General features: G+C 44.4%; 26 protein-coding genes. 17 read left to right on the forward strand and 9 right to left on the reverse strand.

Annotation, left to right across the window (positions count from 1 at the left end):
• Positions 1-72 precede the first annotated feature (72 nt).
• The gene (locus GXP75_RS10235) at positions 73-1,281 is read right to left on the reverse strand and encodes an MFS transporter (protein ID WP_313897120.1); all 1,209 of its coding nucleotides are present in this window, start codon (positions 1,279-1,281) and stop codon (positions 73-75) included.
• A 182-nt stretch (positions 1,282-1,463) separates the two neighbouring features.
• Between GXP75_RS10235 and kapD the strand changes: the two genes are divergently transcribed.
• Positions 1,464-2,081: a 3'-5' exonuclease KapD gene (kapD, locus tag GXP75_RS10240; protein WP_061570535.1), complete on the forward strand. Its 618-nt coding sequence runs from the start codon at positions 1,464-1,466 to the stop codon at positions 2,079-2,081.
• Between the two features lie 26 nt (positions 2,082-2,107).
• On the opposite strand, the gene kapB is transcribed toward kapD, so the two are convergent.
• From kapB to GXP75_RS10255, 3 genes are all read right to left on the reverse strand, one after another.
• Positions 2,108-2,494 (reverse strand): kinase-associated lipoprotein KapB, encoded by a 387-nt coding sequence (kapB, locus tag GXP75_RS10245; RefSeq protein WP_061570534.1) that lies wholly within the window; start codon positions 2,492-2,494, stop codon positions 2,108-2,110.
• A 44-nt stretch (positions 2,495-2,538) separates the two neighbouring features.
• A complete protein-coding gene (locus GXP75_RS10250; RefSeq protein ID WP_242556720.1) occupies positions 2,539-3,828 on the reverse strand; it encodes a sensor histidine kinase in 1,290 nt (429 codons plus the stop codon).
• A gap of 133 nt (positions 3,829-3,961) precedes the next feature.
• Positions 3,962-5,125, reverse strand: coding sequence for a MalY/PatB family protein (locus GXP75_RS10255; protein WP_242556721.1), 1,164 nt, complete (start codon positions 5,123-5,125; stop codon positions 3,962-3,964).
• Positions 5,126-5,211: 86 nt separating this feature from the next.
• Between GXP75_RS10255 and GXP75_RS10260 the strand changes: the two genes are divergently transcribed.
• On the forward strand, positions 5,212-5,472 hold the full coding sequence (locus GXP75_RS10260; RefSeq protein WP_061570531.1) for a DUF1871 family protein: 261 nt from the start codon (positions 5,212-5,214) through the stop codon (positions 5,470-5,472).
• Between the two features lie 25 nt (positions 5,473-5,497).
• Here the strand turns inward: GXP75_RS10260 and GXP75_RS10265 are convergent, their stop codons facing one another.
• A complete protein-coding gene (locus GXP75_RS10265; protein ID WP_242556722.1) occupies positions 5,498-6,319 on the reverse strand; it encodes an alpha/beta fold hydrolase in 822 nt (273 codons plus the stop codon).
• A 149-nt stretch (positions 6,320-6,468) separates the two neighbouring features.
• Here GXP75_RS10265 and GXP75_RS10270 point away from each other — a divergent pair, with 149 nt between their 5' ends.
• The 3 genes from GXP75_RS10270 (at position 6,469) to yugI (ending at position 8,723) form a co-directional block, all read left to right on the forward strand.
• A complete protein-coding gene (locus tag GXP75_RS10270) occupies positions 6,469-6,969 on the forward strand; it encodes an Lrp/AsnC family transcriptional regulator (protein WP_003327184.1) in 501 nt (166 codons plus the stop codon).
• Positions 6,970-8,133 carry an aminotransferase gene (locus tag GXP75_RS10275; RefSeq protein ID WP_242556723.1) on the forward strand — a complete coding sequence of 388 codons (1,164 nt, stop codon included), beginning with the start codon at positions 6,970-6,972 and terminating at the stop codon, positions 8,131-8,133.
• 197 nt (positions 8,134-8,330) lie between these two features.
• Entirely contained in the window at positions 8,331-8,723 is a 393-nt protein-coding gene (gene yugI, locus GXP75_RS10280) for a S1 domain-containing post-transcriptional regulator GSP13 (RefSeq protein WP_003327186.1), read from the forward strand.
• Positions 8,724-8,857: 134 nt separating this feature from the next.
• Here yugI and GXP75_RS10285 read toward each other — a convergent pair whose 3' ends face one another.
• The gene (locus GXP75_RS10285) at positions 8,858-9,094 is read right to left on the reverse strand and encodes a DUF378 domain-containing protein (protein ID WP_003327187.1); all 237 of its coding nucleotides are present in this window, start codon (positions 9,092-9,094) and stop codon (positions 8,858-8,860) included.
• A gap of 135 nt (positions 9,095-9,229) precedes the next feature.
• On the opposite strand from GXP75_RS10285, the gene GXP75_RS10290 reads away from it, so the two are divergent.
• The 5 genes from GXP75_RS10290 to GXP75_RS10310 all read left to right on the forward strand — a co-directional run bounded on the left by GXP75_RS10290 (position 9,230) and on the right by GXP75_RS10310 (position 14,072).
• Entirely contained in the window at positions 9,230-10,393 is a 1,164-nt protein-coding gene (locus tag GXP75_RS10290) for an iron-containing alcohol dehydrogenase (RefSeq protein WP_003327188.1), read from the forward strand.
• A 120-nt stretch (positions 10,394-10,513) separates the two neighbouring features.
• Entirely contained in the window at positions 10,514-11,686 is a 1,173-nt protein-coding gene (locus GXP75_RS10295) for an iron-containing alcohol dehydrogenase (protein ID WP_061570527.1), read from the forward strand.
• A 109-nt stretch (positions 11,687-11,795) separates the two neighbouring features.
• Positions 11,796-13,148, forward strand: a complete 1,353-nt coding sequence (locus GXP75_RS10300) for a glucose-6-phosphate isomerase (RefSeq protein WP_003327190.1) — start codon at positions 11,796-11,798, stop codon at positions 13,146-13,148.
• Between the two features lie 71 nt (positions 13,149-13,219).
• Entirely contained in the window at positions 13,220-13,588 is a 369-nt protein-coding gene (locus tag GXP75_RS10305) for a hypothetical protein (RefSeq protein ID WP_242556724.1), read from the forward strand.
• Between the two features lie 79 nt (positions 13,589-13,667).
• Positions 13,668-14,072: a YugN-like family protein gene (locus GXP75_RS10310; RefSeq protein WP_003327193.1), complete on the forward strand. Its 405-nt coding sequence runs from the start codon at positions 13,668-13,670 to the stop codon at positions 14,070-14,072.
• Here GXP75_RS10310 and GXP75_RS10315 read toward each other — a convergent pair.
• Together GXP75_RS10315 and GXP75_RS10320 are read right to left on the reverse strand one after the other, a co-directional pair.
• Entirely contained in the window at positions 14,069-15,055 is a 987-nt protein-coding gene (locus tag GXP75_RS10315; protein WP_242556725.1) for a potassium channel family protein, read from the reverse strand. The two genes, GXP75_RS10310 and GXP75_RS10315, sit on opposite strands and share 4 nt — an antisense overlap.
• Positions 15,052-15,306: a protein mistic gene (locus GXP75_RS10320; RefSeq protein ID WP_082786645.1), complete on the reverse strand. Its 255-nt coding sequence runs from the start codon at positions 15,304-15,306 to the stop codon at positions 15,052-15,054. The genes GXP75_RS10315 and GXP75_RS10320 overlap by 4 nt, the downstream gene beginning before the upstream one ends.
• A gap of 133 nt (positions 15,307-15,439) precedes the next feature.
• On the opposite strand from GXP75_RS10320, the gene GXP75_RS10325 reads away from it, so the two are divergent.
• The 7 genes from GXP75_RS10325 to GXP75_RS10355 all read left to right on the forward strand — a co-directional run bounded on the left by GXP75_RS10325 (position 15,440) and on the right by GXP75_RS10355 (position 21,504).
• Positions 15,440-15,703, forward strand: coding sequence for a YuzI family membrane protein (locus tag GXP75_RS10325; protein WP_003327198.1), 264 nt, complete (start codon positions 15,440-15,442; stop codon positions 15,701-15,703).
• 43 nt (positions 15,704-15,746) lie between these two features.
• Positions 15,747-16,424 carry a zinc metallopeptidase gene (locus tag GXP75_RS10330; RefSeq protein ID WP_003327199.1) on the forward strand — a complete coding sequence of 226 codons (678 nt, stop codon included), beginning with the start codon at positions 15,747-15,749 and terminating at the stop codon, positions 16,422-16,424.
• A gap of 43 nt (positions 16,425-16,467) precedes the next feature.
• Positions 16,468-17,757 carry a hemolysin family protein gene (locus tag GXP75_RS10335; protein ID WP_003327200.1) on the forward strand — a complete coding sequence of 430 codons (1,290 nt, stop codon included), beginning with the start codon at positions 16,468-16,470 and terminating at the stop codon, positions 17,755-17,757.
• A 239-nt stretch (positions 17,758-17,996) separates the two neighbouring features.
• Positions 17,997-19,658: a glycoside hydrolase family 13 protein gene (locus GXP75_RS10340; protein WP_242556726.1), complete on the forward strand. Its 1,662-nt coding sequence runs from the start codon at positions 17,997-17,999 to the stop codon at positions 19,656-19,658.
• 118 nt (positions 19,659-19,776) lie between these two features.
• Positions 19,777-20,175, forward strand: a complete 399-nt coding sequence (locus tag GXP75_RS10345) for a secondary thiamine-phosphate synthase enzyme YjbQ (protein WP_061570522.1) — start codon at positions 19,777-19,779, stop codon at positions 20,173-20,175.
• 16 nt (positions 20,176-20,191) lie between these two features.
• The gene (locus tag GXP75_RS10350; protein ID WP_242556727.1) at positions 20,192-21,217 is read left to right on the forward strand and encodes a nitronate monooxygenase; all 1,026 of its coding nucleotides are present in this window, start codon (positions 20,192-20,194) and stop codon (positions 21,215-21,217) included.
• Positions 21,218-21,249: 32 nt separating this feature from the next.
• Positions 21,250-21,504 (forward strand): hypothetical protein, encoded by a 255-nt coding sequence (locus GXP75_RS10355; protein WP_242556728.1) that lies wholly within the window; start codon positions 21,250-21,252, stop codon positions 21,502-21,504.
• A 14-nt stretch (positions 21,505-21,518) separates the two neighbouring features.
• Here the strand turns inward: GXP75_RS10355 and GXP75_RS10360 are convergent, their stop codons facing one another.
• A complete protein-coding gene (locus GXP75_RS10360) occupies positions 21,519-22,256 on the reverse strand; it encodes a protein-glutamine gamma-glutamyltransferase (RefSeq protein WP_061570520.1) in 738 nt (245 codons plus the stop codon).
• Positions 22,257-22,356 lie beyond the last annotated feature (100 nt).

Raw genomic sequence — 22,356 nt, forward strand, 5'->3', positions numbered from 1 at the left:
AGCCATATCGTACCATTCTTTTGAGATTACGAGAAGGTTAAATTTAGAAGAATCATGAATTTCTAAGAGAAATCAGTGTGCATTGGCAGGCGACTCCTTTTGCAGCCGCTGTGTGATCCAAAGCAGGCAGGCTCCGGCGAAAAAGAGAAAGCTTGTCACGTAAAAAGCCGCCGAAATCGTAAAGTGGCTGGATATGACGCCGCCTAAAAGAGGACCGAGAACATTTCCTAAAAATCGAAAGCTGACATTGTAGCCGAGCACTTCCCCTTGAATGCTGCCGGGAGCCTTAAGGCGGATAGCAGCCGTTATACAAGGCAGCAGCCCGCCCATCGCCATACCGAATAAAAACCTGAAAACGAGCAGCATGCTGAGAGAGGAAGCAAGCGCTTGAGGGATAAAGAACACCGCAGCCGCAGTCAAAAGAATCATTAAGATCCGGTGATGGCCGTAACGGTCTCCAAAATCTCCCCACTTTCTTGCAAGCAGCAAACTCCCAAGTCCGGTGGCTGAGAATGCCAAACCGGAGAAAAAGGCTAAATTTACAGGTCCGTGCAGCTCATTTACATATAAAGCGAGCAGCGGCTGGATACTGAAATTTCCTATTTGAATCAGCATAGTCAGCAGCATCATCACAAGAAGCGCAGGCTGGTGAAAGATATAAGAGAGCACTTCTTTTCTGGAATAAGAAGCCCGCTTGCCTCCGCGTTCGTGAAGCGGCTGCTCTCTCACTCCCGCCAATACGAGGATCACGGCTGAAAAAATGACAAAGGATGTAATAAAAAAGGTATACGTAAATCCGAAATTGTCGGCAAGCAGTCCGCCCAGTAAGGGACCGAACAGACTTCCCGATACTTGTCCCATCTGCAGGGTTCCAAGCGTTTTTCCCGCTGTGTTTTTAGGTGTCTGAGCGGAAATCATGGCAAGCGATGTCGGAATGAATCCGGTTACAAGACCCATCGCCATCCGGAGAAAAAATAATTGATGGACGGATGTGACAAAGCCCATTAATAGAATGCTGACTGCGATTCCGGACCCGGTCAGTAAAAGGATTTTCTTGTAACCGCGTTTGTCTCCGAACCGGCCCCATAGCGGAGACACCAGAAAAGCCATTAAAAAAGTAATGCCGAACACGTAACCGCTCCACCTCTGAACATAGCCGTTCGAATGGGTGCTGAGCGTTTCAATATACAAAGAGAGGAAAGGAATAATCATCGTTGTGCTGGCTGACACGAAAAAATTCGCCAACCAAATAATCAAGAAATTTTTCTTGCGGACAGAGATACCATCACCTTCTTATTATTTCGGGTACCTTAATAATTATAAAGAAACGGTGATTGATTTAAAAGAAAGAGTGTGGCTGGGAAAATTCATTATTTTCAGAAAATGAGGAAAGTAAGAGAAGGGGAAATGATATACTATAAAGAATAGCATTTTCCCGATCGGAGGAAAGGCAGGTGTAAAAAGTGGACCAGAACAACTTACTCATTATTGATTTTGAGTTTACAATGCCCGAAGGAAAATACAGCCCGCAAAATTTTTTCCCGGAGATTATTGAAGCCGGGATTGTAAAATCGGTTGATGATGCAGTGGTTGAGACGTTTTCAAGCTATATTAAGCCAAAGAAGTTTCCGAAGCTGACCAAACGGTGTAAAACATTTTTGAAGATTACCCAAAAGGATGTAGACGAGGGGATGAAATTCGAAGAGTTTATCCGGAAACTGAACGAGCTGGACCCGCAGAAGGATTGTACGATTGTTACGTGGGGAAATATGGACATGAAGGTGCTGAAGCAAAACTGCATGTTCAATCATATACCTTTCCCGTTTAAAGGAGAAATGCGAGATTTGTCGCTAGAATATAAAAACTTTTTCGGAGACCGGACGCTGACGGGGTTATGGAAGGCTGCTGAAGAGTATGGGGATGAAGGGACGGGAACCCATCATAAAGCACTGGACGATGCGCTGACGACTCATAAGCTGTTCAAACGTGTCGAACAGGATAAACAGTATCTCGAAAAACCAAAGCCGCCGACGATTGGTGAACGGATCGATCTGTCAGAGGTACTGCGGCGCGCCACATAAATAACCCAATCTGCTGTCAGACTGGGTTATTTCCTGTTGAAGTATTCTTTTTCCAACACATTCAGATTCTGAAGCGATCGCTTTGCCCACTCCGATCCATCTTCAGTCAGCCGTTCTTTCATCCGGCTGACTGCCTGCTCCAAGGATTCCTTGTAATCCGGCACTTCGCCTTCATAAGGCTTTACCATCTGATGTGTAATATTGGTCTGTTCGCCGAAGGCAAGCGCTCTTCTTTCATGGAAAAAGGGCACATCCGCCTGCTTCGGGTGGTGCAGGTCACCTTGTGTCGGATGAGTCAGAACCGCTTTTATTTTGACTAAGTAATGCTGCGGCCTGCAATCGGTGATTACTCCTATGTATACACCTGTTTTATAAAATCCCTTTACTAAAGACCCGATCTCAAAAGAACTCATTTGATTCACCTCTCTTTTATTCTATAGAAGATGGGGCCGATTTTCTAGTGGGGGAGATCCGCAGGAAGCTTAATGACAGCCGTGGTGCCTGAATGAAAGCTGCTATTAAATGATATTGTGCCTTGGTGATGCTTGATAATGGAAAAGGTGACGGTCAGCCCGAGCCCTGTTCCATTGGTTTTTAATGTGTAATACGGTTCGCCCAGTTTTTTCATTTGATGATCGGTCATGCCGATTCCGTTATCAGTAATATAAATGTGGATCATATGATTGTGCCTTTTGGCGCTCACCCGGATTAAGCCGTTTCCGGGCGTTACAGCTTCAATGCTGTTTTTGATCAAATTGATCATCGCCTGTTTCAGTTTCGTCACATCACCGTATACAGACAGACCCGGTTCTGTTTCAACCTGTATCGTGACAGACTTAAAGTTGGCGTATGACACCATAAGCGAGCCTGTCTCATTAAGAAGCGCGGATAAATCGAATACTTCCTTTTCATAGTATTGCGGCTTTGCCATGTCAAGGTAGTTTGTGATAATGTCTTGAGCGCGGTCAAGTTCTGACAGCACAAGTTTTTTATAATCTGCACTCGATTTGTTTTGAAGCGATTCATCGTTAAAAAGCAGCTGTACGAACCCTCTGACCACTGTAAGCGGATTACGCACTTCGTGAGCCACACTGGCGGCCAGCTCACTGACAATGGTCATTTTTTCTGATTGGATAAGCTGTGAGCGCAAGATGACAGTTTCTGCAATGCTTTCAATTGTATAAATGCTTACCATCAGTACACAGATGCTAAAGAGTCCCGCGACAGCGCCATCTAAAACAAATGTTCCAAAATTTTGAAAATTGGAAATATTTTGTACGGAAAAAGTAAAGATTGAGATGAATAATAAGATGATTTCCCAGCATCCGATGAAAAAGCCAAACAGCAGTTTCTTTGGTTTGGACATAAACGGCCATTTCTTTTGCAATAAAATAGGAAGAATAATAATAAAAGGAAGTGCGAGTAAAAAGGCAAAGGCGGAAGAATCAAAGAACATCAGTTGAAAACAAAAAGCCGAAGCGGCGACAATAAGACCGGAAACAATGCTTATGTAAATAAAGCAGATGATGATAGGAATCGTCTGAAGTCCAAAATGGACATGGTGTTCCATTTCCTGAATGGGATACAAAATGCATAAGCACGAGGATACGGCCGCGAGCGCAGTCACCAGTTTGCTGTTCGCTTTTGGCGCGGTAATAATCGGTTTGTTCAGCCAGATGGCTTGGTAAAGAAAGATAGGAAATAAAATAAAAGAGATGTGAAGCAGATAATCTTTTAGAATTTCCATTTGTGTAAAATCCTTTCATGTGAAATATATTTATATTATAACACTTATTAAAAGAAAAATATAAAAGCAATAGAACAAATTTTCTTTAAAAAGAACGCCTTTTTTCTCAGCTAATGGCGTTCTTTTTTGAATGTTATTGCAATGCGTTTTTGATTCTGCGAAGGCCTTCCTTGACGTCGGCCAAAGAACACCCAACGTTGATTCTCATAAACCCTTCTCCGCCGGCTCCGTATTTCGTTCCCGGTTCTAAAATAATTTTGCCCTGCTTCAGCATTCTTTGGTTTAATTCTGCATCTGACAAACCGCAAGCGCGGAAGTCCAGCCATATCAAATAAGAAGCATCAGGTTTCATCATTTTGACAGCCGGCAGTTCATCCTGCAAAAAGGATTGAACCGCATCTATATTTTTTTCGAGATAAGAAATTAGTTCATCGAGCCACGGTCCGCCTTTTAAGTAAGCGGCCTCGATAGCAGTCACCGCAAAAGCATTCAGATTAGATATGCCTTGGCGCTGCAGCATCGCTGTGAACCGTGCGCGTTTATAACTGTCCGGAATAATGACAGCGGAAGCTTGCAGGCCGGCGATATTAAATGTTTTGCTCGGTGCCGTGCAAGTCAGGGAAATTCGGGCAAACTCCTCAGAAAGAGAAGCGAACGGGGTATGCTTATTCCCATACAGCATGAGATCAGAATGAATTTCATCGGAAACGACAATGACATCATGTCGGAGGCACATTTCTCCGATTTTGATCAAATCGTCGCGGCTCCATGCCCTGCCTGAAGGGTTGTGCGGGTTGCATAAAATAAACATCTTCACACTTGATTCGCTGAGCTTTGCCTCCAGATCATCAAAATTGATAAAATACCTTCCGTTTTCCTCTTCTAAAAGATTGTGTAAAATACGGCGCTCGTTTTTCTCCACCATGTGAAAAAACGGTGTGTAGACGGGTGATTGGACAACCACTTGGTCATTCGGTTCAGTAAAGGCTTGGACCGCCATGCTGAGTGCTGTGACAATTCCGGGACTGAACGTGATGCTTGCGGGATCGACCTGCCAGTTATGCCGTTTGCTCTGCCAAGTGCAGACAGCTTCTTTTGTCTTGGCGTCTGTTGTTGTATATCCAAAGATGCCGTGGTCTAAGCGCTCTTTTAACGCGTCGGTGACGGCTTCCGGCGCACGGAAATCCATATCCGCGACCCACATCGGCAGTGCGTCTGACGTGCCAAATAAAGCCTCGGCCTTATCCCACTTAACTGATTGCGTGCCAATTCTGTTTTCTTTATGATCAAAATTCATTGTTGTCACCTCAGGAGTTCATTTATTTTTATTTGCATAACTATGATAAAATAGATTTGCAAACTTTATTATAAGCGGTGATGAATATGGAAGAAAGCCAAGCGGTCAGAGAAATGATGAAAATCATTTCAAAGTGGGACCCGTTTAAATATGGGGAAGAGTTTTATGAAACTGAGGCTGTGGATATCGTGCAGGCTGTATATGCGAAAGAGAACCCGCAGGCGCTTGCCGAATCCATTCAGGATATTTTTGAAGCTTCATTTGAACAGATTCTTCCTCTTGACAATTGCATGAAAGTGGCGGAGCAGCTATTGATCATCAAAGGCAGCAGCTCCTGCACACCTTAAAAACCGGCAGACATACCGGTTTTTTTTATCTGACAAACTCAAGAATTTGTTCTGATACGAATTCGGGCCGTTCCTCAGGTACCAAATGCCCCGTTTTTTCGAGGGAATACAGCACGGAATCAGGCAGGTCCTGATGAAGGCGTTTCCCGATTTCTACAGGCACCACCCGATCTTCCTTTCCCCATATTAACAAAGTGGGCTTTTCCATTTTTTTTAATGCCTCAGACGGCAAATCTCCTTCTCTGTGCCGGATCAGCCTCGTCATCGCCTTGAAAATCTGGCCGTCCGTAAAAGGCTTTCCATATCCGTCTATCATTTCATCATCAATCAGAGACTTGTCGTACACCACATTATGCAAATTTTTCAGTACACCGCTTTTTGAGAGCCAGCGTTTAACATACAGATGAAAATACGGAAGATGGGTCCCGAAAGTAATCGTTGGGTGCGAGCGCTGCAAATATCCTGAGCTGCAAAGAAGCACGACCTTTGTGAATAACTCCGGCTTTTGCAGTGCGGCCAACAGAGAAATCTGGCCTCCCATGGAATGACCGACTAGCGCGGCTTCTTTAATTTGCAATTGTTCAAGAAGGCCGATAATAAGCCGCGCCAAATTACTGTACGTATATAAAAACGTCCGTGATTTTTCCGATTGGCCAAAGGGAGGAAGATCAACGGCAATGATTTCATAATGATCCCGGAGAAGAGGAATCAATTTCCTGAAGCTGAAGGCTGATGATAAAAAACCATGTATACAGACAAGCGTCTGCTTGCCGGGATTTCGATAATGCTCATAATATAAATCGATTCCTTGTACGATGAGTCGGTTTACCGGTATAACGGCAGTCATGTTGTCCTCACTCCATTTGCGGTCTGCTTTTATTCTGCCCTGAATTTGTCAATTCTAGCGGAAGTTTCTCGGCTTTTTTTCTTAGCATTCGCCAAGAAACGTGATATAATGTCGTGAAGATTTCTTGACATTGCAAAGGTGTGAAATGAATGAAATTGACAGAGAAAGAAACAGAAATATTAGAAATTTTAGACGAAAACAGCCGTGCCGATGTGGATATGATCGCAAAGATGGCGAACATCCCGGCAAGTGAAGTAAAAGACATCATTGATAAACTGGAAAAAGAAAAGGTTATCATTGACTATTCTGCCATGATTGACTGGCGCAAAGTTGACGGTCATGAAGGCGTAACTGCCATGATAGATGTAAAGGTAACGCCAAAACGGGGCGTCGGCTTCGACGAAGTGGCGGAAAGAATCTACAGATTCCAAGAGGTTGAATCTGTTTATCTCATGTCAGGCGTATATGACTTGTCTGTCGTGATCCGAGGGAGCTCGATGTCTGATATTGCCCGTTTTGTTTCTGATAAGCTGTCTACGCTTGATTCGGTTGTATCAACGACAACCCATTTCATCTTGAAAAAATACAAGCATGACGGCAAGGTGTTTGAATCAGGAGACGACGACAAAAGAATCGTGGTGTCTCCGTAAATGAGCACGTCCTATTTATCCGAATATGTACAGCAGATTAAACCGTCCGGCATCCGCAGGTTCTTTGATTTAGCTGCGACAATGGAGGGTGTGATTTCACTGGGGGTGGGTGAACCTGATTTTGTAACGGCGTGGAATGTCAGGGAAGCAAGCATTCTTTCCCTGGAACAAGGTTACACATCATACACCGCCAATGCCGGGCTTTACTCGTTAAGAGAGGAAATCAGCCGATACTTGAGCAGACGGTTTGATCTTCACTATTCACCCGATCATGAACTGATTGTCACGGTGGGAGCAAGCCAGGCCTTGGATCTCGCAATCCGGGCCATTCTGAATCCAGGGGAAGAAGTGATTATCCCTGAGCCTTGTTTTGTCGCGTATGAATCGCTTGTTTCACTGACAGGCGGACGTCCGGTTCACCTTCATACCACAGCCGCAAGCGGATTCAAAGCAACAGCGGCAGACTTTGAAGCACTTGTGACTGAAAAAACAAAAGCCATCCTCATTTGCTCGCCTTCCAACCCGACAGGTTCTGTTTATTCGAAGGAAGAGCTGAATGATATTGCCGAATTTGCAAAAAAACACGATATTATTGTCTTGGCCGATGAGATCTACGCGGAACTTACGTATGATCAAGAATTTACAAGCTTGGCTGAGTTAACAGATATGAAGGAACGGACGATTGTCATATCCGGTTTTTCGAAAGCTTTTGCCATGACGGGCTGGAGATTAGGCTTTGCAGCTGCGCCTGCCGAGATCCGAGACGCTATGCTGAAAATTCATCAGTACTCCATGATGTGTGCTCCATCGATGGCGCAATATGCGGCGTTGGAAGGGCTTAAAAACGGCATGGAAGATGTAGAGAAAATGAAGAAAAGTTACCGCAGAAGACGTAACTTATTCGTAGACACACTCAATGAGATCGGCCTAGAATGCCATCACCCGGGAGGCGCTTTTTACGCATTTCCGTCTATTAAAAGCACGGGGATGAGCTCTGAGCAATTTGCCGAGGAACTTCTTGTTCAGGAAAAAGTGGCCGTTGTTCCGGGAAATGTGTTTGGCCCGAGCGGTGAAGGCTATATCCGCTGTTCGTACGCAACTTCAATCGAACAGCTGCAGGAAGCTTTGGCAAGAATGAAACGTTTTGTGAACCAAACCACATAAAAAAAGATGCGAACTGTCAGTTCGCATCCAATAAAGGGGGGAATACTAGAAAGCCTTTGGTATTTGCAGTATACCCCCTTCTTCATATTGATAAACCAAAAACGGAAAAAAAGTTTTTTTGCTAAAAAAGGACTTGTATGATATAATTTTAAATTGCGTATAAACAGATATTTAATTTAACTTAGGAGTTGTTATGAATGGCAGCAAAATTTGAAGTGGGCAGTGTTTACACTGGTAAAGTAACAGGGTTACAAGCGTATGGTGCGTTTGTTGCATTAGATGAAGAAACTCAAGGACTTGTGCATATTTCTGAGGTGACTCACGGTTTCGTAAAAGATATTAACGAGCATCTTTCAATCGGTGACGAAGTACAAGTAAAAGTACTTTCAGTTGATGAAGAAAAAGGTAAAATCAGCCTTTCAATCCGTGCGACTCAAGCTGCGCCGGAGAAAAAAGAAAGCAAGCCAAGAAAACCTAAAGCTGCGCAAGCAAAAGAAGAAACATCTGCGCCTCAAGGCTTCAACACATTAAAAGATAAGCTTGAAGAGTGGATTGAGCAATCAAACCGCAAAGATCTTATCAAAAAATAAGCATGAAAAAAGCACCGGATAAAAGTTCGGTGCTTTTTTTTATGCCGCCTTTGCACTCCATACAAAAAATGCGGGGCAGCAAATAGCTCAGGGGGTGCACCGGATATGTACGCCTCGGTGCTATTTTGTTTGGCTTATCTCATTTCAGGCTTAGCTGCTTCCTCACGTGAAGCTTCCTCACTTGGCTTAAACAGCAGACCAAGATTGATCAGGCCGGCAATTCCGACAAGACCGTATATGATACGGGAAAGAGCTGAACTTTGGCCTCCGAAGATCGCCGCGACTAAATCAAATTGAAAAAAGCCAATCAGTCCCCAGTTAATAGCGCCAATAATTGTTAAAACAAGGGCAATTCGTTGAATCGTGCTCATTGTACAACCTCCTTCATAAATTAAGTGACACATTTATAGATTGTGACAGTTTGGGGAAACTATACATGTCAAAAGCTGATTGCTTTACATCGGAAAGAGAAATTCTGCATAATGAAAACCTAAGGAGGAGATGTCATGCAAAACTTTACATATTGGAACCCGACAAAATTAATTTTCGGGCGCGGAGAAGTTGAAAAGCTGCCGGAAGAGATCAAGCCGTATGGAAAAAACGTATTGCTCGTATACGGAGGCGGCAGCGTGAAGCGCAGCGGCTTATACGGACAAGTGACAGACTTACTGAATAAAGCAGGCGTCACAGTGCACGAACTGGGAGGCGTTGAACCGAATCCGCGTGTTGCCACTGTCAATAAAGGCGCAGCGATCTGTAAGGAACATCATATCGACTTCCTTCTGGCTGTCGGAGGCGGGAGCGTCATCGACTGTACAAAAGCGATTGCCGCGGGTGCGAAGTATGACGGAGATGCTTGGGATATAGTGACCAAAAAGCATCAGCCGAAAGAAGCTTTGCCGTTCGGCACAGTATTAACCTTGGCAGCCACAGGCTCTGAAATGAATGCAGGTTCTGTAATCACGAACTGGGAAACACAAGAAAAGTACGGATGGGGCAGTCCGCTTGTTTATCCGAAATTCTCTATTCTTGACCCGGTGAATACATTTACCGTGCCGAAAGACCACACGATTTACGGCATGGTTGATATGATGAGCCATGTATTTGAACAATATTTCCATCACACATCAAACACGCCGTATCAAGACCGGATGTGTGAATCATTATTACGTACAGTGATTGAAACAGCTCCTAAGCTGATCAATGATCTTGAGAATTATGAACTGCGGGAAACGATTTTGTATACCGGCACAATTGCGTTAAACGGCATGCTGTCAATGGGTGCCAGAGGGGACTGGGCCACTCATAACATCGAGCACGCTGTATCAGCGGTATACGATATTCCGCATGCGGGAGGACTCGCGATTCTCTTCCCGAATTGGATGAGACATGTGCTTGCAGAAAATCCTGCCCGTTTTAAACAGCTTGCGGTCCGTGTCTTTGATATTGACGAAGCTGGTAAATCAGACGAGGAAATTGCTCTTGAAGGCATTGATAAGCTGTCTGCATTTTGGACAAGCCTCGGCGCTCCGAACAAACTTGCTGATTATGAGATCACTGATGAAAAATTGGATACGATCGCAGACAAAGCAATGGCCAATGGCGCCTTCGGACAGTTTAAATCATTAAATAAAGAAGATGTTCTCGCTATCTTAAAAGCATCTTTATAAAAACGGAGAAAAAGGGGGAAAGCGGCGCACTTAGCGCCTGCCTCTTTTTCTTTTTTTAATTTTATGGTATATTGGAAAATCCGCTATTTATTACCCAGCGACTATTATGGAGGCATATATATGGAGAATTTTACTTACTACAATCCGACAAAACTGATTTTTGGCAAAGGCCAAATCGAACAATTAAAAAAAGAGCTTGCGCAATATGGAAAAAACGTGCTGCTTGTGTACGGGGGCGGAAGCATTAAACGAAACGGCCTGTACGATCAAGTGACTGCCATTTTACAAGAGGAAGGCGCGGTTGTGACTGAGCTTGCAGGAGTAGAACCAAATCCACGCCTCGCCACTGTGAAAAAAGGAATTGAAATGTGTGAACAAAAGCAGATTGATTTCCTTCTCGCTGTAGGAGGCGGAAGCGTCATCGACTGTACAAAAGCAATCGCAGCCGGCGCGAAATATGATGGAGACGCATGGGACATCTTCAGCAAAAAGGTGACAGCGAAGGACGCTTTGCCGTTTGGAACCATTTTGACGATTGCCGCGACGGGCTCTGAAATGAACCCGGACTCTGTCATTACGAACTGGGAAACAAATGAAAAATACGTATGGGGCAGCGATGTGACTCATCCGCGCTTCTCTATTTTGGATCCTGAAAATACATTCAGTCTTCCTGAAAATCAAACCGTTTACGGCATGGTTGATATGATGAGCCATGTATTTGAACAATATTTCCACAATGTCGAAAACACACCGCTTCAGGACAGAATGTGTTTCGCCGTACTTCAGACGGTTATCGAAACAGCGCCGAAGCTCTTAGAGGATTTGCAAAACTACAAGCATCGCGAAACCATTTTATACGCTGGGACAATTGCGTTAAATGGCACGCTTCAAATGGGTTACTTCGGCGATTGGGCGTCTCATACTATGGAGCATGCCGTTTCAGCTGTGTATGATATTCCGCATGCAGGCGGTCTGGCGATTCTCTTCCCGAACTGGATGAGATATACGGTTGATACAAATGTGGAGCGATTCAAAGCGCTTATGCTTAATATGTTTGACATCGACACAGAGGGCAAATCTGATAAAGAAATCGTGCTTGAAGGGATCGACAAGCTTTCCGCATTTTGGACAAGCCTCGGAGCGCCTTCCCGCCTTGCAGACTATGATATTGGAGAAGAAAAGCTTGATCTGATTGCCGATATCGCTGCTAAAGAAATGGAGTACGGCGGCTTCGGAAACTTCCAAAAACTGAACAAAGACGACATACTTGCCATTCTTCGGGCGTCACTATAATATCAAAGGACGGAATCAAGGTATTCCGTCCTTTTTCCTGACTTGATTTAACCGTGTAGTTCATATAAAGTGAAAGGGAAAACATTATATCGTTATGGAGGGACAAGCAATGACGCATGTACGCTTTGACTACTCAAAAGCGTTGACTTTTTTCAACGAACATGAACTTACATACCTACGTGATTTTGTAAAAACAGCACACCATAATATCCATGAAAAAACAGGCGCGGGAAGCGACTATTTAGGATGGGTGGACCTCCCTGAACATTATGATAAAGAAGAATTCGCGCGTATTAAAAAAAGCGCTGAAAAAATTAAATCTGATTCAGACGTATTGCTGGTCGTGGGAATCGGCGGTTCATATTTGGGCGCCCGCGCTGCGATTGAAGCGCTTAACCACGCTTTTTATAATACATTGCCAAAAGCCAAACGCGGCAATCCGCAAGTCATCTTTATCGGAAACAACATCAGTTCATCCTATATGCGAGATGTGATGGATCTTCTTGAAGATGCTGACTTCTCCATTAACGTGATTTCTAAATCAGGCACGACAACTGAACCTGCAATCGCTTTCCGTATTTTCCGCAAGCTTCTTGAAGAGAAATACGGCAAAGAAGAAGCGAAAGCCCGCATTTATGCGACGACTGATAAAGAACGCGGCGCGTTAAAAACGCTTTCTAATGAAGAGGGTTTTGAATCGTTTGTCATTCCTGATGATGTCGGCGGCCGTTTTTCTGTATTGACGGCTGTAGGTCTTTTGCCAATTGCAGTCAGCGGTGTAAACATTGACGATATGATGAAGGGTGCTCTTGATGCGAGCAAGGATTTCGCAGCTTCAGAATTAGAGGAAAATCCTGCATACCAGTACGCTGTCGTTCGCAACGTTCTTTACAATAAAGGCAAAACCATTGAAATGCTGATTAACTATGAACCGGCTCTTCAATATTTTGCTGAATGGTGGAAGCAGCTTTTCGGAGAAAGTGAAGGGAAAGACGAAAAAGGCATTTATCCGTCTTCCGCTAATTTCTCAACTGATCTTCACTCACTTGGCCAATATGTGCAGGAAGGCCGAAGAGATCTGTTTGAAACTGTACTGAATGTAGAGACGCCAAAACATGAGCTGACCATTGAAGAAGCTGAGAACGATCTTGACGGCTTAAACTATTTGGCCGGAAAAACGGTTGATTTCGTCAACAAAAAAGCGTTCCAAGGCACAATGCTTGCTCATACGGACGGGAAAGTCCCGAACTTAATCGTCAACATTCCGGAGCTGAACGCATATACTTTTGGATACCTTGTGTATTTCTTTGAAAAAGCCTGCGCCATGAGCGGTTATCTCCTCGGTGTCAATCCGTTTGACCAGCCGGGAGTTGAAGCTTATAAAGTCAACATGTTTGCGCTTCTTGGCAAACCCGGATTTGAAGAGAAAAAAGCAGAACTTGAAAAACGTCTCGAAGAATAGATATCAAAGGCTGACTGGCTTGCAAACCCGGTCAGCTTTTTTAAAAAAACATAAAGGATGCTGATGTGTTTATGAAACAAGCTGTTATGAAACATCTCATCATTGCCGGCCTATCTTCGGCTGTTTTATTTTTGCTGATGTATATCGAAGTCGTTCAGCCTGAGTTTTCTTCAAATATTGGCAGCACGTTCCCACACTATTTCATTCATTCATTTCTTCTTATCGGCCTTCCGCTTGGGCTTTTTACAGATGCTGTACAGAGACTTTTACAGCTCAAACGGCCGCATACGCTTCTGACCAAATTAGGTCTTTATCTTGCGATTGTCTATGTTTCCTGGGAATCAGCCGCCGGATTTGCGGCAGGGCTTCTGATTTACTTCTTAATTGAATGCGCTTTCTTTTCTGTGTCCCGAACGAAAGAAAATACATTCTCTATGTAATCGGCTCTTTTTGTAAAGTTATTCCGCCCCGAATGAAGATGATCGGAGAGGGGAGGATAATGAAAAAAGGAGCCATTCGATGATTACCATACCTTCTGCGATTGAGGGAGAATCTTTTTCTCTTCATGATCTTGAACAAATAATGAAGCCGCTCGGTTATGTGATAAGCGGCGGCTGGGAGTACGATCATTGCTTTTTTGATTATAAAATTGATGACAAAGACGGCTATTTGTTTTTGAGAGTCCCTGCGGAAGCCAAACAAGGGCAGCTTGATGAACGTGGAGCAGCCGTCCGCATGGGAACGCCTTTTTTGCTGCGCCATGTGTATCAGGCTGAACTTGACGATCATGCCGGCAGCGGACAATTTCAATCTATGTTTAATCAATTTTCTGAACCGGAAAGGCGGGACGCAGACATTGACCAGGCATACATGGATATCGGTATTTCTCTCGTAAAAGAATTAGAAGATGTACTTTTGCATTAAAGAGCGAGAAACTGGTCGGTTTGAAGCACTTTGTAAGTAAGAGGAGGGGAGAGCATCGGCCCCTCCTCTTTTTGAATGCCGATAATTGTCACTTTATGATCAAGATAGTGTAACACGCAGGAGCGGTAAGAGGCTCCCGCTAATTCCGCGGGCACAGGAATCATATACACCATCTTTTCAAGTGTCAGCTCCGTAAGGGTTCGCGGTTCGGCAAGCTGCTGTTTCACCCGATAATGCTCAAGCATCACCCGGCTCAGCAGCTGTGATGTTCCAAGAATTTTATTTGCGCCGGCCCGTTCAGCATTTGTCACATAGCGGTCAGTCAAGATTTCAACGATACAGTAGACTGAAGGGTTCAGCCCTTTGACGGAAAGAAGTGTCAGCACTGAAAGCATATCGGCTTCCGCTTCGTTTTTATGCTGATCAGCAGTGACCATGACGGTGTCAGCAGAGGCGATATTCGCTTTTTTCAGCGTATCGTCATCAGCGGCATGCCCGCGGATAAAATGCACATTTTCAATCAGCGGCCCCTCTTTTAACGAATCATCAATCAGTACCACGGTTTTGGAAGGAGCGGCAAGCTGAAGCTCCCTCAGCAGATGGTTTGATTTTTCATTCCAGCCGATAATGATGACATGGTCCCGCCCTTTGAATTTCACCTTTCCTTCAACATAGCGGTGCTGTTTGCTGAAAGCTGCGGAGGCAAGCGTCGCAAAATAGGCGGTGACAAAGCTTGCGCCGCTTAAGACGAGCAGCATCCCGACGATCTGGCCCAATGGGGTTTGCGGGACATAGTCTCCGTAGCCTACTGTAGAGACTGTAATCACCGCCCACCAAATGCCTTCAAATACCGACGTAAATTGTTTAGGCTCCAGCAAATAAATGGTCTGCCCGAATAATAGGATAAGGACAAGGATAATTAAGCCGATTCTGATATATAGCGGCCATCTCAGCCAGGAAATAAAAATCCGGTTTGACTTCATTTTTTCTTCCCTTCTTCAGATAGAGAAATAGATAAAATTTGTTTAATGATGGCATTTAGTGTTTCGTTCAGCTTATCCTGTCCGTATAATTCACGGGCTTCTGTCATTAATTTAGCTGTATCGTCCTCAAGCTGAATCAGCGGTTCATCTTTTTCCGATTCGTTATAAAACTGAATAAATACATCCAGCCCTTCATTCATCCGGTCAATCGCAGCGCTTAGCTGTTCTTTCTCGTCACTTGTCACTTTCATGATCATCACACCCGTTGTGTCTTTTTTATTCAGTATGTCCCAGTTCTTGCGATGTGTTTCAAGAAATAGCGAAAACATATTAAACCCATTTTCTCCATACACTAAAACAAACTAGATGCAGAGGATGGGAAAGATGACGATCATACAAAGAACCATCACGATATTGATCGGTGCGCAGCTGATCGCTTCCGCGGTCATTTTGATTATTTTTGATCTGAATGCGTATGACCATTTTCTCGGAGATTTTTCCTGGATTCGTTATATCAAAGAACTGAACGGAACGATCCCCTTTTTTTTACTGATGGGCGGCCTGTTCTGTTTGCTTCTCGGTTTTTGCTTCCCCGCGAGAAAAAGGAAGCGCATTTCTGTACATGGCAAAGAAAACTCATTAAAATAATCTAAAAAGAAATGTCGATCAATATAAAAAGGAAGATGATAATATGCTGTTTATATTTTTAACAATTGCCGCATTGGGATTGTCGTTTTGGGCACAATTTAAAGTGAAGAGCAACTTTGAAAAATATTCAAAAGTCGAAGCCTCCAGTCAGCGTACAGGGGCAGAAACGGCAAGACGGATTCTTGATTTGAACGGTCTTTATGATGTGCCGGTAGAACCGGTAAGAGGCGCTTTGACAGACCATTACGACCCGACGAAACGGGTGGTGCGTTTATCCGAGCCGGTCTATTACGGCCGCTCGATTTCCGCCATTTCCGTTGCTTCCCATGAAGTCGGACATGCCTTGCAGCATCAGGAATCGTATGGTGCGCTTGTGCTGAGACACAAAATCTTTCCCGTCGTGAATTTTGCTTCCGGTGTGGCCCCTTTGCTATTCCTAGGCGGCATGCTTCTAGGCAGCTTGAATTTAATCGGCCTTGGAATTATTCTTTTTTCCGCCGCCGTCTTTTTTCAGCTTATTACTCTGCCGGTCGAATTTAATGCAAGCTCACGCGCGAAACAGATTATCGTGTCAGAAGGAATCATTCGAAACAGCGAAGAACATGGCGTGAATAAAGTGCTGAATGCCGCCGCTTTGACCTATGTGGCCGCCGCGCTTGTGTCACTGTTTGAGCTGCTCCGGTTTGTGATGATCTTCTTAAACGGTCGTAATGAGAACTAACGTTAAGGAGGTGGCCCCTTACCATTTGTGGTAAGGGCTTTTTTTGCTTATATTAAATATCGCTCTGATTATTTTATTAATCGGCTTAACCGCTATTTTCGTCGCAGCTGAATTTGCGATTGTGAAAATACGCGGATCGAAAATCAGCCAGCTTGTGGAGAGCGGCGACAGCCGGGCGATTGCGGCGCATAAAGTCATTTCGAATCTTGACGAATATTTATCCGCCTGCCAGCTCGGCATTACGATAACGGCTCTCGGACTTGGGTGGCTCGGAGAACCGACTGTCGAACGGATCCTTCACCCTGTGTTTGCGCTTATCGGAATGCCTGGATCTATCACTCATATCGTGACATTTATTGCGTCATTTATCGTCATTACATTTTTGCACGTCGTGATTGGCGAGCTGGCTCCGAAGACCATCTCCATTCAAAAAGCGGAGGCTGTCAGCCTGTGGACAGCCAAACCGCTTATAGTGTTTTACAAAGTGATGTATCCGTTTATTAAAGCGTTAAACGGGTCCGCGCGTTTTTTAGTTAAGCTGTTCGGCTTCCATTCGGTGAAGGAGCATGAGGTGGCGATCAGTGAGGAAGAATTGAGGCTGATCCTTTCAGAAAGCTATAAAAAGGGTGAAATCAACCAATCTGAATTCCGGTACGTCAATAAAATATTTGAATTTGATAATCGCGTGGCCAGGGAAATTATGATACCGAGAACGGAAATGGCAACGATTTCAATTGATCAAACCATTGATGAAGCGATTCATTCAATTATAAACGAACGATATACGCGTTATCCCGTGATAAAAGAAGATAAAGACCATATTATCGGCATTATAAACAGTAAAGACACGTTTAAAGCATTTTTTCTCGGACAGTCGATTAAACTGAGCCAATTAACGCGGCCTGTTATCAGAGTCATTGAAAGCATTCCTGTTCAAGAGCTGCTGATCCGTATGCAGAAAGAACGGATTCATATGGCGATTCTTGTCGATGAATACGGAGGAACCGCAGGGCTTGTCACCGTCGAGGATATATTAGAAGAAATCGTCGGAGAGATTCGGGATGAATATGATCAGGATGAAATGCCGCACATCGTGAAAAAAGGCGAGCACCATTATATTATGGATGGCAAGGCTTTAATAGACGAAGTAAACGAGCTGCTTGATATCGCGATTGAAAATGAGGAGATTGACACAATTGCGGGCTGGCTTCTGACACAAAAAATGGAACTGAAAAACGGCGATGTGTTTTATACGGAAGGGTGCGAATTTAAAGTTCTTGATGCTGAAGATCATCACATCCGGTTTGTAGAAATTAAAAAAACAGATTTTTAAGGTGAAAACAGTCGCATATTACGCAATGCGGCTGTTTTCAGCGAGGTAACGAAGCATTCGGGACAGAAATCTTCGGAGGCAGCAGTCAATTTCTCAAAATAGAGATGTTTAAGTCAAATAACATTTTTATTTTCAGTCTCTTGCAAATAGCGAGAGACTTTTTTTCTGAAAAAAGAATGCTTCTTAGCCTTTTTTCTCCATATCATATAAAGACCGCACTATGAGTAAGGAGTGGTTTCATGGAAAAGGCTTGGTGGAAAGAAGCGGTGGTATACCAAATCTATCCCCGCAGCTTCAAGGATTCGAATGGAGATGGAATCGGCGATATCAACGGGATCAAATCAATGCTGCCTTACATAAAAGACTTGGGGGCGGATGTCATCTGGATATGTCCGGTCTTTGACTCGCCCAATGCAGATAACGGATATGATATAAGGGATTACAAAAAGATTTTAACTGAGTTTGGAACCATGGATGATCTTGATAGCCTGCTTAATGAAATACACGAGCTTGGCATGAAGCTGATTATCGACCTTGTGGTCAACCATACGAGTGATGAGCATCCGTGGTTCATTGAGTCACGCTCGGCCTTAGACTCCGAAAAAAGGGACTGGTACATCTGGAAAGATGGAAAAAACGGCAAAGAACCGAACAACTGGGAAAGCATTTTCAGCGGATCAGCCTGGCAGTACGATCAAACGACAGACCAATACTATCTCCATCTGTTTGACAAAAAACAGCCGGATCTGAATTGGGAAAACCAAAACATGCGGTTTGCCGTTTTTGAAATGGTGAATTGGTGGCTGGACAAAGGAATTGACGGATTTCGGGTGGACGCCATTTCTCATATCAAGAAAAAGAAAGGGCTTCCCGATCTGCCGAATCCCGAGGCTCTTCCATATGTCCCTTCTTTTCCGTACCATATGAACGTGGAAGGGATCATGGATTTTTTAAGAGAACTGAAAAGAGAAACGTTTTCCCGCTATCCGATCGTGACAGTCGGAGAGGCTAACGGCGTTACGGCGGACGAAGCAGCGGATTGGGCCGGAGGAAAATCCGGAATTTTTGATATGATTTTTCAATTTGAACACCTTGGTTTGTGGGATATTGACGCAGATGAGCGCATTGATGTCGCGGAGTTGAAAAGGATTTTGTCTAAATGGCAAAACAGTTTGGAAGGCGTAGGCTGGAACGCTCTCTTTATGGAGAATCACGATCAGCCCCGCTCGGTCTCCGCATGGGGAGACGATCAAACCTATGTAACTGAAAGCGCAAAAGCTCTCGCCGCTATGTACTTTTTGATGAAAGGCACCCCGTTTATCTATCAGGGACAAGAAATCGGCATGACAAATGTGGCCTTTCCTTTAATTGAAGATTACGATGACGTGGCGATGAAACGGTTATACGATATGGAGACGGCCAAAGGGGTTCCTCATAAAGAAGTGATGAAGGTGATCTGGAAAAAGGGAAGAGATAACTCAAGAACTCCGATGCAATGGAATGAAAGCAAGTACGCAGGATTTTCGGATGCTCCCCCGTGGATCGGCATCAATGACAATTACACATGGCTGAATGCTAAATCACAAATGAAGGATAAAGCATCCGTTTATCATTTTTATAAAAATCTAATCGCACTTCGACGAAAACATGATGTATTTATTTACGGTTTGTACCAATTGCTTCTGCCGGAAGATAAACAAATCTTTGCTTATTTGCGAAAGAGCGATCGGCAAACCGCGCTTATCCTGACAAACCTGACGAAGACACCCGCTCTATACAGACATCCCGCCTATCCGTTAAGCTCAGATTCGCTTGTCTTATCGAACATCGAGACAAAACATCATCAGCATACCACCTCAATCCTCTTACAACCTTACGAGACAAGAATATACGTATGGTAGCCAGGCTCCAGTTTCATACTGGAGTTTTTTTGTGATTTAAGTTTATGACCGCAAATTTACAGGAAAAAAAGAAGATAGAACGAATAATCAAGTAGATAGAAGTGAAAGGGGAGAAAACATGCTGAAACAATTGCAGATTAACACGGAAAAACGGGATGAAATGCTTGATATCACTCATGAAGCTGAAGCATTTCTGCAAGAAACCGGAGTGAAAAGCGGCACGGCGCTAATCTACTGCCCTCATACGACAGCCGGCATTACGATAAATGAAAATGCCGATCCTGATGTAAAAAAAGACATGCTTAGAAGATTCAATGAGGTATATCCGTGGGAACACGAACTTGACCGCCATATGGAAGGAAATACGGCAGCCCATTTGAAATCAAGTACAGTCGGGGCTTCCCAGCATGTCATCATCGAAAACGGCCGCTTGCTGCTCGGTACATGGCAAGGCATTTATTTTTGCGAATTCGATGGCCCAAGAACCCGGACGTGCTATATCAAAATAACGGGATAAACAGGAGGCTTTGCCCATGAAGGAATGGATGAATATTTTATCACTGACAAAGCCTGTCATACAGGCTCCGATGGCCGGCGGGCTTGTCACGCCTCGTCTTGCCGCCGCCGTCTCTCGTGAAGGAGCGCTTGGAAGCCTTGCGTCAGGCTACCTCAGCCCGCAAGTCCTGGAAAAGCAAATAGCTGAGATGCAGGCGTTAACAAGCCGCTCTTTTCAGGTGAATGTATTTGTCCCTGAATCGAGAGAAACACCGGACGAAAAGGTACTGGAGAAATGGAAAACCAGCATACCGCTGGCAGAACAGGCTCCGCCGATGACCACTGAGGAGCAGGATTGGGAAGATTTTTTTGAAAAAATAATGCTTATCATCAAGTACAAGGTAAAAGCATGCTCATTCACATTTGGGATGCCGCCCGCTGCCACGGTGCGGCTGCTAAAGGACAATGGCTGCTATCTCATTGGCACGGCCACATCAATAGAAGAAGCTGTTGCCCTTGAAGAACGGGGAATGGATATGATCGTGCTGCAAGGAACCGAAGCGGGCGGACATCGCGGGACCTTTCTGCCGGCAAAAGGTGAATCCTCTCTGGGCTTAATGGCGTTCATTCCGCAGGCGGCTGATGCCGTTAACGTTCCTGTCATCGCGGCCGGAGGGGTTTTTGACAGCCGTGGAGTAAAGGCGGCTGAAATTCTCGGCGCTCAAGGAGTTCAGGTCGGGACCGCATTTCTTATGTGTGCAGAAAGCGAAGCATCAAGAATATACAAACGGGAACTGCTTGCCGCTCAGGGCACGGATACTCGGCTGACCTCATTGTTTTCAGGAAAACCGGCAAGGGGGATCGTCAATGAGTGGATGAAGCAAAAACAGTCAAAAGAGGCTGACACATTGCCTTATCCTATTCAGAACACTTTAACAAAGCCGATGCGCCAAAACGCGGCCGCTCAGCAAGATTCCGGGCATATATCCCTGTGGGCCGGACAATCAGCAGGAGGCCTGCAAACTGCGACAGATGTGAAAACCTTATTAGACCAGCTCTGCTAAAACCTAAGGCGAATCAACGGAGGTGACTGCTAATGAATATCCTTCAGTATTCGTATAAAAAAAGAGGAGAAATACAATTTGTATTTGAAGGCTGGCCTCATTCTAAAGTAATCATGGCGCCGATCAAAGGTTATTATTTTGTCCGTTTGATCAGATGGAGCGGACGCGATCCGATCGTCACAAGGCATGACCTTGAAAAGATGGAGTGGGCCGCAAATCAGTATCTTGGCACAGTCCCGTTCTACAGAATAAGAAAAGCATTACAAATCCCATCGTCATCCCGATAGACGATGGGATTTTTTTAATGCATCGTACGATAGAGAGATGGAATGTCCAGTCTTGTCGCTTGTGCAAGAAGATAAGCGGACTGTACGGCATCTTTTTTTCTGTAGGAATTCAGCTTTTCAATGATTTTTTCACCGCTCAAAATGCCAAGGCCGTGGGCGAAGTACTGATCCTTTTCTAATAAAATGACATTTTCCCCTCTCCACTGCGATTTTTGCGGATTAAAGTCCGGATTATTAAAATATAAACAATCTCCTATTACAAACTCGCGGCCGGCTTCCGTGTAAATCGGCAGCTTTTCATAGTGCCAATCATAAAGAGTTATTCTCTGGAAGTTCAAATCAAACCGGTCATCGCCGATGGTTTTAAGCACGGCCATATAATAAATTACGACGATAGCGGTCGCACATTCAAACGCGTAAAATGACCCGTGTTCAAAAATATCCCGAATAGCCTTTGAAGGCGGCATTTTGTATTTCAGCTCTAAAGCCCCTTCAGGCGAAACTCTCCAGAATGCCGTATTCCCATACGTTTTGACGAAGGTAGCGAATTTCGCGCCGCTTTGATGCAGCGCTCTGGCAGATGCCACGATGTTTTTTCGTATATTTAGTTCAAAAATAAGTTCAGCGACAGAATTGTAATCAAACTGAATGGGTGAAGCGATCATCTCGTTTAGCAGCGGATGCAGACCCTCTTCAATCTTCCAGTTTGCCGTATCCTGGGGACGGAGCCATTGTCCTGATACAATAATCATCTAAAGCCCCCCTAAGCTTTTTTATAAGATATGCATCAAGCTTGGGCAATGAAAACTCTTTTCGGAGAGGCCCAAAAGTGAGATAACTGTAAAAAAGATG

Origin of the sequence: Bacillus sp. HU-1818 (genome assembly GCF_022695965.1) — a bacterium.
GTDB lineage: Bacteria > Bacillota > Bacilli > Bacillales > Bacillaceae > Bacillus > Bacillus atrophaeus.